Origin of the sequence: Bacillus sp. NTK034 (assembly GCF_017303275.1) — a bacterium.
Taxonomy (GTDB): domain Bacteria; phylum Bacillota; class Bacilli; order Bacillales; family Cytobacillaceae; genus Cytobacillus.
Map to the genome: position 1 here is coordinate 761,349 of NZ_JAFKOJ010000002.1, position 13,512 is coordinate 774,860.

The window sequence follows — 13,512 nt, forward strand, 5'->3', positions numbered from 1 at the left end:
GAGCTTTTAATATTCGTATAATTATTTCGCTTGCTTAGCAGCTTCCACTGCTGCTTCATAGTTTGGATGATCTGTTGCTTCACTTACATATTCCGCATATGTAACGTTGTCATTTGAATCGACAACAAAAACGGCACGAGCCAATAAACGAAGTTCCTGGATGGCCACCCCATATGCTTCTCCGAAAGAAAGGCTACGGTGATCAGAAACGGTTTGAACATTTTCAATGCCTGCTGCTGCACACCAGCGTTTTTGGGCAAATGGAAGATCCACGCTTACAGTAAGAATCTTAACATTGTCAAGCTTGGAAGCTTCTTCGTTAAAACGGCGTGTCTGCGCATCACAAACTCCCGTGTCAATAGAAGGAACTACGCTGATTAGACGCACCTGCCCTTTTGAATCAGCAAGAGTTACTTCAGAAAGGTCATTTGCCAGTACCTTGAATTCAGGAGCTTTATCTCCAACTTTTACTTCATTGCCCAGCAATGTTACAGGATTTCCTTTGAACGTAATAGATGCCATTTAAATCGTCCTCCTTAATCACTTATGTACAGTGTAAATCATATCTTTTCAGAATCTTTTTTGCAATTATTAAGGATACATTCCAAGAAAAAAGTTAACTCTCCCTGGGAAAGTTAACTTCCTTCTCTTAGATATCAAGGTCTTGTTTCTTGCCGCTGTACTCATCATTGTTTTGATCCTGAGGCTGGCTTTGCTGATTGCCGGTTCCCCCGTCTTTCTTATTGAACATTTGCTGAATTTTATCGACTGCCTGTGGGGCAAGGTCAAGAATTTTCTCATATAAATGAGTGCTTTCATCAAGATGAACCATTTTCACCCCGTGCGAATTGACAATCAAAAAGGCAATTGGCGTGATGGAGACACCGCCGCCGCTTCCTCCGCCAAACGGGTGGCCCTTTTCCTCGCCTGATTGTCCATCAAGCATAAACTCGCTTCCTCCTGCGGCAAAGCCAAAGCCAACCTTTGAAACCGTTAATATTACACTGCCATCAGGGGTTTCTACTGGATCCCCAATTATAGTGTTAACATCAATCATCTCTTTCAGGTTTTCCATGGCAGTTGTCATAAGCCCTTGAATAGGATGGTCAGACATTCATTGCTCCTCCTCTTTTAGACAGTTTTAGTACCATCATCAGATAAGGCAGAAAGCGGCTTTGTCCTGAAATCCGGCCGTCCGCCCTTCCAATATTTGATCAGTTTAATTCCTGCTAACATAGCATGCCCGACACGAAAATGAATCATACATGAAATGGCTGTTTGAGAGACGGAAAATTGGAAATGGGGAGTGACGGTAATGCTGGGAGGCGTTTTCAGTTTCATATAATGACTTATTAATCCAATAATGCTCCCTTTTATCGCCCAGAGGGCCCCAGTAAGCATCCCCGTATGGGCTGCATCCCCTAGGCCAGCAAAAGTATGCCATTCAAGATTCCGGATGGTCACACGCTTGAGAAATTTCCGTATTATTTTGTGAAGGGACACGATATGATTTATCATTGCTTTTGTATCATGAAAGCTATTTATAAGATCATCTGCGGAATATTGCTTTGTGTCTTTTTCAGCAGCATTTTCCTGTGGTCCAGCAGCCGTCTTTTCCTTAACAACAAGAGTTGGCGAGTTATCGTCCACTTTTATTAGAGGGACTTCTATTTTGTACCTGATCAGTCCGAACCAGGCTTTGAATTGAATTTTCATATGGTCATTGTCATTTCCATGGTAGAAATGAAAATATATCTTTAGTTTTGTTGCCATGATTAGAATTAAAAGAAGTATGAGGGCAATTACGGCAATCAGAAGCCACTTCATTTTTTTCACACCCTTTCAGCTTTGTATTATGCCCAACTGAAAAAAAATAAACCTGCCACCAAGCGGTGGCAGGCGGACATTTCTCAATTATAGACTTGTTCCCTTTGCCTTTCATGAACTACAGAGGTATCCGCAAAAAGATCATGCAGTCCCTGTTTCTTTGGCAGGAATGCTACAATTACATACCCGACAAAAATGGTCGCTGATATAAAGCGGCCGATCCATTCACGGAACAAAATTGTGCTCCATGTCAGTTTCTTTCCTTTAAGATTTACTACCTTTAAACCAAATACCATTTTACCGAGTGTCTGGCCAAAAAACTTTGTCATCAGCACAAAATAGGCATAAAACGTAAGGGCAGTAGCTATGGAAATCGGTGCAAACAAATTGCTTTCATGCAGAGGAATATCCAGCGCCCTAAAAATTGGGTTAATCAATATCCGGTCAACACTGCCAACTACAACTAAATCTAAAAGATAAGCCCAAAATCTCATCCAAAACCCGGCAAACCTCATCGGTTCTGCAGCTTTTTGAATGGGGAGGGTTTCTGCTTGTATGATTGTTTCGTTTACAGCAGGATCTGCTTCATCAAAGGATGAGTTATTCCTGCCCTCATCCTGTATTGAATCTGGACGGGCAAGCTCTTTTTCATTCTGATCATTTGAGGTCATCTTCTCTCCCCCTCCCTATTCAGCATAAAGATACATTAAACGCGGTGAGTTTGGCTGAGATAACAATTTCATCACGCCCGCCATTTCCAGGTCATCACCCATGATTTTTCGCGCTCCCATACTGAACATGGAGCCGAACCCAAAATTCTCAGTGTACTTTACAACCTGGGCACCATTTAGTTTGTGGTCTTTCTTTAATTGTTCAATTACATCATCGTCATAGCCAAAACCGTCGATCAGATTCAGTTCTTTCGCCTGCCGTCCGTCATAAATACGGCCATCGGCAATTTCCTTCACCTGTGCCTCAGTTAGTCCTCGGCCTTCCGAGATCACTTTAACAAACCCTGCATATGAATTATCAATCATGGATTGAAGGATTTTTCTTTCCTCATCTGTCATATCCCTGGTTGGGCTCATGATATCTTTATACGGCCCGCTCTTAATCGTTACAAACTCGACACCATATTTTTCAGCAAGCCCAGCATAATTATAGCCCTGCATGATAACCCCCAGTGAACCGGTCAATGTCTCAGGGCTCGCAAAAATCTTGTCAGCCGGAGCGGATATATAATAGCCTCCTGATGCAGCCATTGATCCCATTGATATGTATACCGGCTTCTTTGTTTCTTTTTGAATTTCAATAATCTTATCATGTATTTCGGCGCTTTCCACTACCCCTCCGCCTGGAGAATTAACCTTTATGACAATCGCCTTTACTGTGCTGTCTTCTTTTACATATTCAAGGTTATCCATGAATCCTTTGTGATTATATCCCGGGCTTGAAAATAAAGAAGCTGCATCTCCAGTATCCTGAATCACACCATTTACATCAAGCACAGCTATCTTTTTCTGTGCATTTCCCTCTTCAATGATTTCTTCCAAAAATGCTTCATTGCTTCCTGCAAACAGTTCATTTACCGAGCTTTCAAAATCTGTAAATGCAAATGCAGTTACAAAGTTCAGCACAACGGAAAAAACAAACAGACCTGCTGCTATTCCAAGTGCAGCCCAACGTTTTCCATTCATTGTGAAATCCTCCTTTGAATTTGCTTTCTCCTTTAACATAACCAGCCCCATTATTTGACTGTTTATGATTCCCAGAAAACCTATTTGTCACATATTCTACATACGTATAAACTTTTAAAATGTTTCAAAAAAAGGTAAACTGAACTCAGGCAACCATAATCATAGCAAAATATGAATTATTTGGGAAAGAAAATTATCAAGGACATTTTCCCCCTGAAATTCCACAACCTTTATTACTGTTTGGAGGAATGAATATGCCTGAAAGACGCAATATATACTTTTATCACAAAAAAGATGAAGAAACGATGGAAAAAGTAGCACCGCTTTATAGCCTTGCTGAAGAGCATGCCTTTACAATTGTTAATGACTTCAAACAAGCCAATATCATTGTAAGCATCGGGGGAGACGGAACGTTTTTGCAGGCTGTCCGCAAAACTGGCTATAGAGATGATTGTTTGTATGCCGGTATTTCAACGACGGGAAGCCTGAGCCTGTACTGTGATTTCCATCTCGATGATACAGCCAAGATGGTAGAGGCAATGACAAATGAGCAGGTAGAAGTAAGACGCTATCCCACTATTGATGTTACGGTTGATGACCAGACATCGTTTCAGTGCTTAAATGAATTCAGTATCCGTTCCGCCATAATTAAAACCTTTGTAATCGATGTCTTTATCGATGATTTTCATTTTGAAACGTTCCGCGGGGACGGAATGATTGTTGCCACCCCAACCGGAAGCACAGCCTATAATAAGTCTGTAAATGGAGCTGTTGTTGACCCGCTGCTTCCTTGCATGCAGGTGAGCGAACTCGCTTCACTTAATAATAATCGCTATCGCACTCTCGGATCTTCCTTTATCCTGAGCGGAAACAGAAAGCTGACCCTCAAAGTGGTTCAAGATGGCAACGACCATCCTACAATGGGAATGGACAACGAAGCCCTAAGCATTCAGCATGTAGAAAAGATTGATGTTAAACTCAGCGACAAAATCATTAAAACCGTAAAACTGAAAGACAATTCCTACTGGGAAAAGGTTAAGAGAACATTCTTATAAAAAAAGAGTTTCGCATGAAGGTGCGAAACTCTTTTTTCTATATGCCAATACCTTTTCCGCGCTTTAGTTTTGTTTCCCAATGGACAAAGAGTTTTGTCCTTGAAACAGAGTAAATCGTTAAGGCCAGCCAAATAAACATAAAGGAAAGTAAGTGAAGTTTAGTAAAGTGCTCATGATAAACGAAGATCCCCAGAATCAGCGTAATGGTCGGCGCAATATACTGCAGAAAACCAAGCATGGACATCGGTATCTTTTGTGCCCCTTTGGCAAAGTACAATAGCGGTATTGCTGTGGCTGCGCCTGCCCCTATAAGGAGCAAGTCGGAGCTTAGCGAAACATGCAGGAATGCCTGTTTGCCATCCATGAAAAGCATAATCATATAAATAAATGCGATCGGAGTCACTACAAGTGTCTCAAGCGTTAAACCAACTGCTGAATCTACCTTTATAAGCTTTTTGGCTAGCCCATAAAGGCCAAAGGATAAAGCGAGCACAATGGCTATCCAGGGAAAGCGCCCATAGCTGACAGTCAAAATCATAACCCCTGCAAATGCAAATCCGAAAGAGATATATTGCGCAGGTGATAGTTTCTCTTTAAAAACCACCATGCCCAGAATCACACTTACGAGAGGATTAATATAATAGCCAAGACTAGCCTCAATCATCTGATTGGTATTGACCGCCCAAATATACAAAAACCAGTTGGTGCTGATCAAAAGGGAAGCTATTACAAGAGCGTAAAGCTGTTTTCTATTTCTTTTAAAACCTTTTAGCGTTTCAGCAAAAGCATTCCATTTCTTTGAAGCCAGCAAAATCACCAGCATAAAGAAAAACGACCAAAAAATCCTGTTTGCCAAAATCTCATCCGCTTTGACGTGATCCAAAAACTTCCAATAAACAGGGAGAATGCCCCATAAAAAGTAAGCAAACCCTGCGTATAGAGCTCCAGTTTGCACTTCATTATTTTTCATTGCCATTTCCTCAATTCTTTCTAGTATCGAAATATTTATATTATAAATCTGACATAAAAATGTTTGCAATCATTTTTTCCTGCCAAAACGAGTGCCAGGTACCTATACCAATTGGGCAAACTGGTATAGGTGCCTGGCACTTCTACTTATGCTTCGTATACTATTTTTCCGTCAATAACGGTTTTGTTTACTGAAATTGCGGCCATTTGCCCTATGGGCATATTAAAAATATCTTTATTTAATATGGTGAAATCTGCAAGATATCCTTCTTTTATTACACCTCTATCATTTTCATGGGATGCAGCATATGCACTGCCTTTTGTGAATAAGCATACTGCTTCATAAACAGTTAACGCTTCACTTGGATAATAGACTGTATTGTGCGGATCATCTATATTTGTCCTTGTAACGGCCGCATGAATACCAAGAAATGGATTGACCGGCTCAATCGGTGCATCAGAACCTCCTGCACAATGTATCCCTTCTTTCAGAAGTGTCTTCCAGGCGTAACAGTACTCCATATGTTCTTCACCAATGCGGTCAATCACCCATGGAAAATCAGATGCTGTAAATCTTGGCTGGATATCAAGGATTAATGGCAGTTTTTTAGCCCTGTCTATAAGTTCTTTGCGCAATATTTGGGCATGAATCAGCCTGTCTCGTCCCAAGCCTTCCAATGGGTGCTTTTCTATCGCATTTAATGCCATTTCAAATGCCAAATCCCCAATCGTATGGACGGCAACCGGCATTTCATGCTTGCGGGCTTTCTCCACTAATCCATCAAGCTGCTCCTGTGAAAAAATGGCAACTCCTGAAGTGGATGGGTCATCTGCATAAGGATGGCTTAATAAAGCTGTTCTTCCTCCAAGGGCTCCATCGGCGAATATCTTCATTGCCCCAAATTCTATATGGTTACTTCCCTCTAAAAATCCGCCGCCTGCTTCCTTCATTTCATCCGCAACTTCATGATGAACCAGCAGATGTGCACGGAAGGGGAGTCCTTCCTCCTCTATTACCTGCCTGAAAGCATGGTAAGTTTGGCTGAATCCTCCATAATAATTGAGATCCTCAGTATGTCCTCCTGTCAATCCAAGCTTATAGGCATCTTTAATGGCAGCTTGAAGCGCCTTCCTTAAATAGCTTTCTGAGACAGCCGGCATCACATTAAATAAAAGCTCCTGGGCCTGGTCTTTCAAAAGACCATTTAGTTTCCCATATTCATCTTTATCGATTACACCTCCTGGAGGACATTCAGTATCTTCAGTAATATTTGCTTTTTCTAATCCAAGGGAGTTCACTGCAAGGGCATGTCTGCACACACGTTTCAGCATGACAGGATGATTCGGAACAAATTGATCAAGCTCTGAAGCATAGATAGGTTCCGGCTGATCCCACAGATTTTCATTCCAGCCTTCCCCAATGACCCACTCTCCCTCTTCAATGGTCTCTGAAAATTCCTTTACAGCCATAAGAACTTCCTGCTTTGATGTGTGCGTAGATAAGTCGAGCCTTATTAGCCTTTCACCATGCCCAATTAGATGCATATGGCTATCCACAAATCCCGGCAGCATGGTGCTTCCCTGCAGGTCTATCTCTTTTTGAATCTCTTCTTTATATTTGATTCTTAAATCGCTCAAGGCGCCAATTTCAATAATACGGCAGCCTTCTGTAAAAACGGCCTCTATCTGATGACCTTCCTGCTGAAGGGTATAAATCGGGCCCCCATGCCAAAGCGTTCCCATAAATCTTTTCTCCTTTAATATCTAAAAGTTTACATTTACCATAGTATAACAAAAATACAGGCGGAATTCCCGCCTGCATTTTTTATAGCATTCAGTTTTGCGCTGAAGCAGTTTCCGCTTCTTTTTTCCGTAACTCCACACGCATAATTTTTCCTGAAGTAGTTTTAGGAAGCTCTGATAGAAATTCAATTTTCCGAGGATATTTATAAGGAGCCGTCAGCTCTTTTACATGTTCCTGCAGCTGGGAAACAAGGTTAGGGTCGCTTTGATCTACACCTTCCCTTAATACAACGAATGCTTTAACGATCAATCCTCGCACTTCATCCGGACTTCCCACAACTGCACATTCCGCTACATATGGATGCTTTACAAGCGCATCTTCCACCTCGAAAGGTCCAATGGTATAGCCTGAACTGATAATAATATCATCACCGCGGCCTTCAAACCAGAAATAGCCATCTTCATCTTTCTTAGCTTTATCTCCTGTAATATAGTAATCTCCGCGGAATTGCATAGCTGTTCTTTCCGGATCTTTATAATAATTTTTGAAGAGCGCAGGAGTTTCGACATGGACAGCGATATCTCCTACCTCACCAACAGCACATACCTCACCTTCTTCATTGATAATATCAACTCTATTGCCAGGTGTCGGTTTGCCCATTGAACCTGCTTTTAGCTCCATATCCTTCGTAATGCCGACAAGCAGGGTATTTTCTGTCTGTCCATATCCGTCACGGACATTTACGTTAAAATGCTTTTTGAATGTATCAATCACTTCGCGGTTTAGCGGTTCACCGGCTGAAACAGCACTATGAAGAGCCGGCAGCTTGTATTCATGTATATTCTCAGCCTTTGCCATCAGCCTGTATTCAGTCGGCGTACAGCAAAGAACATTTACCTGATAATCCTCTAACAGCTGCAAATATTTCTTCGGCTCGAACTTTCCATTGTAGACAATTCCCGTAGCACCAGAACCCAAAACAGAAAGGAATGGGCTCCAGATCCACTTTTGCCAGCCGGGACCTGCCGTTGCCCATACTGTATCGCCTTCATTAATGCATAGCCAGTTCGGTGCTGCTGTTTTTAGGTGAGCAAATGCCCAGCCATGTGTATGTACTACACCTTTAGGATTCCCTGTTGTTCCTGATGTATATGAAAGGAACGCCATGTCATCCCGGGAAGTATCAGCCAGCGAAAGTTCATCAGAAGCCTTTTTCATTTCTTCATCCAGCCCGATCCAGCCTTCTGCGTTTCCGCCTATCACGAACTTCGGCAGGGCTGCCGCTTCCTTAATATCTTTAAATTGATCAACATATGGATAATAACTCACAATACCTTTTACATCCCCATGATTAATCCGATATTGCAAATCTTTCGATCGAAGCATTTCTGAACTTGGTATGACGACAATTCCTGCTTTCAATGATGCAATGTAAACCTGATATGCTTCAATCAGTCTTGGAACAATGATCAGAATAACATCTCCTTTATTAAGACCATTTTCAAAGAAAACGTTTCCAATTCTATTTGCATTAAGGATCAGTTCACTGTATGTAATCTCTTTCTTTTCTCCCTGCTCATTTTCCCACTTTATTGCAAGTTTGTCCTTATCTCCGGCAAACCGCTCCATTTCTGATACGAGATTGTATTTCTCCGGTGCAATTAAGTCTTCCCGTTTCATCAAATCTCCCCCTGACAATTTCATTTGCTGGTGTCTGATCCTGGATGAGTAATCTATAGAAATTATTATACTAAATTATTATAAAATTTAAAATTATTTATTTTTTGAAAAATAATTTTTGCGCAAAAATAAGGAGCAGGAAAGATTCCTGCTCCTTGTAGCCATATTATTTAATTATCTTTGGAAACCGCCTAATTGCTGTTCAGCCATTTGAACTAAACGCTTAGTGATTTCTCCACCTACAGAACCGTTAGCGCGAGAAGTAGTTTCAGCACCAAGGTTTACACCGAATTCAGTAGCGATTTCGTACTTCATTTGGTCAAGAGCTTGTTGTACTCCAGGAACTAGAAGTTGGTTTGAGCTGTTGTTGTTTGCCATGTGATTTTCACCTCCTTGTGAGTATAGAATGTGTAGAATCACATGGCCATATACACTAATTAATTGGTAATTGTTGTATTATTTTTCGAAGTGAAATTTAACAATTAACCTGCATTTAAATTAAAATAACTCCCCAAAAGACTCTTCATTGCTCGATTGAGGTTTAATAACCATCTTTTCGGTATCCTCAACTGCTTTTGCGATGAGTGGTTCGAAGTCAACAAAGCTTTCAAAGCGGCGGACTTTGTCGCGCTTTGGTTTTGTTTTTGGGGATGATGGAACAAAAACGGTACAGCAATCTTCGAATGGCCTGATGGATATATCGTGGGTATCGATGCTTTGGGCAATCTCGATGATTTCAGATTTATCCATTGTGATAAGCGGCCGCAGAATAGGTGTGGTTGTAACATCATTAATGGCAAACATGCTCTCGAGTGTCTGGCTGGCTACCTGTCCAAGGCTTTCCCCAGTGATGATGGCAAGACCATCATTTTTATTGCGTATTTCATCAGTGATCCGGAGCATTAATCGTCTTGTAGCCGTCATCGTATAATTCGACGGTACCTGCTGATGGATCAGCTGCTGAATCTCTGTAAACGGGACAATATGGAGTACGACGGTTCCAGCAATATTAGAAAGTTTTTCAGTTAAATCAATTACTTTTTGCTTTGCGCGCTCACTTGTGAAAGGCGGGCTGTGAAAATGGACAGCTTCAATTTCTAATCCCCTCTTCATGGACAAATAACCTGCTACCGGGCTGTCAATTCCCCCAGAGAGCATAAGCATGGCTTTTCCGCTCGAACCTGCAGGAAGCCCGCCAGCACCCTGAATGGTTTCGCATGATAAGTAAGCCGCCTCTTCGCGAACTTCAATTTGCAGATTTATATCCGGTTTTTTTACGTTCACTTTTAGACCCGGCACATTCTTCAGCAAGTGTCCGCCAAATTCATGATTGAGTTCGTCAGTATTTAAAGGAAAGCTTTTATCCGCTCTCTTAGCTGTAATTTTGAAAGTCTTTCCTTCTTCAAAATGTTTTAAGAATAATGCCAATGCGGCTGTCTTCATTTCTTCCATATCTTTAGTGGTTTTAACAGCAGGGCTGAAAGACTGAATGCCAAAGATTCCCTTGAGGCGATCAGAAACCTCCCTGCCATCTGCACCATTCAGGACAACATACATTCGGTCTCTTGTAGATTCAATCTTGATCTTGGGAAATTCATTAAGCACATCTAATATGCTTTTTCTTAATTTATCCACAAACTTATTGCGGTTTCTTCCTTTTGTAGAGATTTCTCCATATCTTATAAGTATACGATCATAATTTATCATGATTTCATAACCTCTCTTAGCCTTATAACGGTCTCTTTTACTGCCTCAGCAAAAATCTCTGCCTCTTCCATTGTATTATCATATGATAAGCTGATCCGAACTGCACTTTTCGCGGCTTTTTCAGGGATTCCCATAGCCATCAGGGTGCTGCTGGCAGCAGCTTTCTTTGAAGAGCAGGCACTTGTAGTTGATATATAAATCCCGTGCTCTTCTAAAGCGTGGACAAATACCTCTGCTTTGAATCCTTCTATGGAAAAATTCACAATATGAGGGGCAGAGTTTCTTTCCGGGGTATGGACTGTAATATCCTCGATTTTATTCATTTCCTCAATAATATAGCTTTTAATAGATATAAGGGGGCTTAAATGCCTTTCCATATTATTTAGTGTAAGCCTTAGCGCCTTTGCCATTGCTACAATGCCAGCTACATTTTCTGTGCCGCTTCTCATTTTCCATTCCTGATTGCCACCGGATAATAACGGTGAAAGACGTAGACCATCACGAATGAACAAAACCCCATTTCCTTTTAAACCGTGGAATTTATGAGCTGAAATCGTACACAGATCTACGCTGGCTTGATAAAGATCAAGAGGAACCTTTCCGATTCCCTGAACGTTATCTACATGGAATATCACTCGCGAATGCTTCTTCAGCATCTCTCCAATTTCTTTTATTGGCTGAATGGAACCAATTTCATTATTTACATGCATGACAGAGACTAAAATAGTTTCCTGTGTAATTTCCTTTTCAATGTCTTCAGCATGGATAATACCGTTTTTATCCGGTGAAATGATGGAAATTCGGTAGCCCAATTCCTTCAGCTGCTGTATCGCTTCTTTCACTGAAGCATGTTCCAATCCAGTTGTGATAATATGGCGGCCTCTTTTCCTATGCATTAAAGCCGTTCCTTTTATTGCAAGATTATTGCTCTCTGTCCCTCCTGATGTAAAATACACCTCATTATGTTTTACATTCAGCAGTTGTGCAATTTGCTCACGTGCCTGTATTAGCAGCCTCTCTGCCTTTCCTCCGAATTCGTGCAGGGAAGACGGATTCCCAAAGTATTCAGAAGAAACCTTTATAAAAGATTCAAGCACCTCTTTATATGGTTTTGTCGTTGCACTGTTATCTAAATAAATCACGGACTTCTCCTTTCCGTTCCGAAAATCCTTTAGCCAACTTTAAATCATATCATAACCACGTAAAATTGGAAATGTAATTGAAGCTTTTGCAGCAGCTATACATCTCTTTACTATTAAAATATTCAAGTTAGTACAGTTTAACCAAATGAATGATTTGCAGCCCCCGTGGAAAGCTGATAATATTGCTCTTTGAATAAAGGACAGATCTGGTTTGTTATTATAAAATACTAAATATTAAGACTTCGTATTTTTTCGACATTTTTTTTAGCACCTGTGCTAATATGAAAAATGTTCTAAACATTAAGATATGGAACCATTTTCAGGAGGATATATATGGAGAATAAAACATTATCATCAAAACAAATTCTCGCCGTCGGACTCATGTTATTTGCTCTATTCTTTGGGGCAGGCAATATGATTTTCCCTCCATTCCTGGGACAATCAGCCGGCACGAATGTATGGACTGCTATTATCGGATTTTTAATTACAGGGGTTGGATTACCGCTATTAGGCATTATTGCTATTGCCAAAAATGGCGATTTACAGACGATTGCAAGCCGTGTACACCCTTTATATGGAATTATATTTACGATTATTATGTACTTAGCCATCGGACCATTTTTCGGAATCCCGCGTACCGGAACCGTTGCTTTTGAAATAGGGATTACTCCGTTCTTGTCTGAAACCGCTTCCAATAGCGCTTATACTTTATTTGCTTATACCATTGTCTTTTTTTGCATTACAGCATGGCTTTCTTTGAATCCATCGAAGTTAGTGGACAGGATCGGCAATATTTTCACGCCTGCACTCCTTATAATCCTTGCTGTTCTGGTAATTAAAAGCATCATTACTCCAATGGGCGAATTAAAAGCACCGATGGGGGCATATGCAGAGGGGCCATTCTTTAAAGGCTTCATTGAAGGCTACCTGACTATGGATACAATTGCAGCATTAGTATTCGGTATTATTGTTATTGGTTCAATACAGGGCATGGGTGTAACAAATAAACATTCACTTATGAAAATATGCATTACTGCCGGACTTATCGCAGCTGCTGGCCTTGCGGCAGTATACTTGTCCCTTGCATATATTGGGGCATCAAGTATGGAAGCTATAGGTCAACTTGATAATGGCGGTGCTGTCCTATCCGCTGCTTCTCAATATCTATTTGGAGATGCGGGAGCATTGATCCTTGGGCTGGCCATTACGGTAGCATGCCTTACAACGTCTGTCGGACTCGTTTCGGCTTGTGCGCAGTACTTTCATAAACTGCTCCCAAAAGTACCTTATAAAACCATTGTCATCATTCTTTCGCTGTTCAGCATGGTGGTTGCAAATATTGGTTTAACTCAGTTGATTCAACTTTCATTGCCAATCTTAATCATTATTTATCCTCTGGCCATCGTGCTGATTCTGCTTTCCTTTATGCACAATGCCTTTAATGGATACTCTGCGGTATATATAGGGGCTTTAATTCCCACAGGTTTAATCAGTTTTGTGGATGGGTTAAAAACTGCTGGAATGGATGTGTCCGCCATCACAGACTTACTGCAATTCCTGCCATTCTTTGCTGAAGGAATCGGCTGGATTGTGCCTGCCATTGCAGGAGCTGTAATAGGTTACTTCCTGGCAATGGCTTTCGGTGAAGCTAAAAAGCCAATTGCTGTAAATGATTAAAGAACAAAGGCGGA

Annotated in this window: 13 protein-coding genes; 2 read left to right on the forward strand and 11 right to left on the reverse strand. The window is 41.1% G+C overall.

The features are described from left to right. Positions 1-21 precede the first annotated feature (21 nt). From tpx to sppA, 5 genes are all read right to left on the reverse strand, one after another. Entirely contained in the window at positions 22-522 is a 501-nt protein-coding gene (gene tpx / locus JI665_RS10070; protein ID WP_206839116.1) for a thiol peroxidase, read from the reverse strand. 127 nt (positions 523-649) lie between these two features. Beyond that, entirely contained in the window at positions 650-1,114 is a 465-nt protein-coding gene (gene ytfJ, locus JI665_RS10075; RefSeq protein WP_197208020.1) for a GerW family sporulation protein, read from the reverse strand. A 17-nt stretch (positions 1,115-1,131) separates the two neighbouring features. Then, positions 1,132-1,827: a DUF2953 domain-containing protein gene (locus tag JI665_RS10080; protein ID WP_206839117.1), complete on the reverse strand. Its 696-nt coding sequence runs from the start codon at positions 1,825-1,827 to the stop codon at positions 1,132-1,134. An 83-nt stretch (positions 1,828-1,910) separates the two neighbouring features. Continuing rightward, the gene (locus JI665_RS10085; protein ID WP_206839118.1) at positions 1,911-2,498 is read right to left on the reverse strand and encodes an RDD family protein; all 588 of its coding nucleotides are present in this window, start codon (positions 2,496-2,498) and stop codon (positions 1,911-1,913) included. 15 nt (positions 2,499-2,513) lie between these two features. Further along, positions 2,514-3,524: a signal peptide peptidase SppA gene (gene sppA / locus JI665_RS10090; protein ID WP_206839119.1), complete on the reverse strand. Its 1,011-nt coding sequence runs from the start codon at positions 3,522-3,524 to the stop codon at positions 2,514-2,516. A 254-nt stretch (positions 3,525-3,778) separates the two neighbouring features. Here sppA and JI665_RS10095 point away from each other — a divergent pair, with 254 nt between their 5' ends. After that, positions 3,779-4,579, forward strand: coding sequence for an NAD kinase (locus JI665_RS10095; protein ID WP_206839121.1), 801 nt, complete (start codon positions 3,779-3,781; stop codon positions 4,577-4,579). A gap of 37 nt (positions 4,580-4,616) precedes the next feature. On the opposite strand, the gene rarD is transcribed toward JI665_RS10095, so the two are convergent. From rarD to JI665_RS10125, 6 genes are all read right to left on the reverse strand, one after another. Then, complete coding sequence (gene rarD / locus JI665_RS10100; protein ID WP_206839123.1) at positions 4,617-5,549, reverse strand: EamA family transporter RarD; 933 nt, start codon at positions 5,547-5,549, stop codon at positions 4,617-4,619. 146 nt (positions 5,550-5,695) lie between these two features. Then, a complete protein-coding gene (locus tag JI665_RS10105) occupies positions 5,696-7,291 on the reverse strand; it encodes an amidohydrolase (protein WP_206839125.1) in 1,596 nt (531 codons plus the stop codon). 91 nt (positions 7,292-7,382) lie between these two features. Continuing rightward, positions 7,383-8,972 (reverse strand): acyl-CoA synthetase MbcS, encoded by a 1,590-nt coding sequence (gene mbcS / locus JI665_RS10110; RefSeq protein WP_206839127.1) that lies wholly within the window; start codon positions 8,970-8,972, stop codon positions 7,383-7,385. A gap of 174 nt (positions 8,973-9,146) precedes the next feature. After that, complete coding sequence (locus JI665_RS10115) at positions 9,147-9,350, reverse strand: alpha/beta-type small acid-soluble spore protein (protein ID WP_035330326.1); 204 nt, start codon at positions 9,348-9,350, stop codon at positions 9,147-9,149. A 120-nt stretch (positions 9,351-9,470) separates the two neighbouring features. Beyond that, positions 9,471-10,679, reverse strand: a complete 1,209-nt coding sequence (gene thiI, locus JI665_RS10120) for a tRNA uracil 4-sulfurtransferase ThiI (protein ID WP_211202485.1) — start codon at positions 10,677-10,679, stop codon at positions 9,471-9,473. Further along, positions 10,676-11,821, reverse strand: a complete 1,146-nt coding sequence (locus JI665_RS10125) for a cysteine desulfurase family protein (RefSeq protein ID WP_206839129.1) — start codon at positions 11,819-11,821, stop codon at positions 10,676-10,678. The genes thiI and JI665_RS10125 overlap by 4 nt, the downstream gene beginning before the upstream one ends. Positions 11,822-12,154: 333 nt before the next feature. Here JI665_RS10125 and brnQ point away from each other — a divergent pair, with 333 nt between their 5' ends. Continuing rightward, on the forward strand, positions 12,155-13,498 hold the full coding sequence (gene brnQ / locus JI665_RS10130; protein WP_206839130.1) for a branched-chain amino acid transport system II carrier protein: 1,344 nt from the start codon (positions 12,155-12,157) through the stop codon (positions 13,496-13,498). The last annotated feature ends 14 nt before the right edge of the window (positions 13,499-13,512 follow it).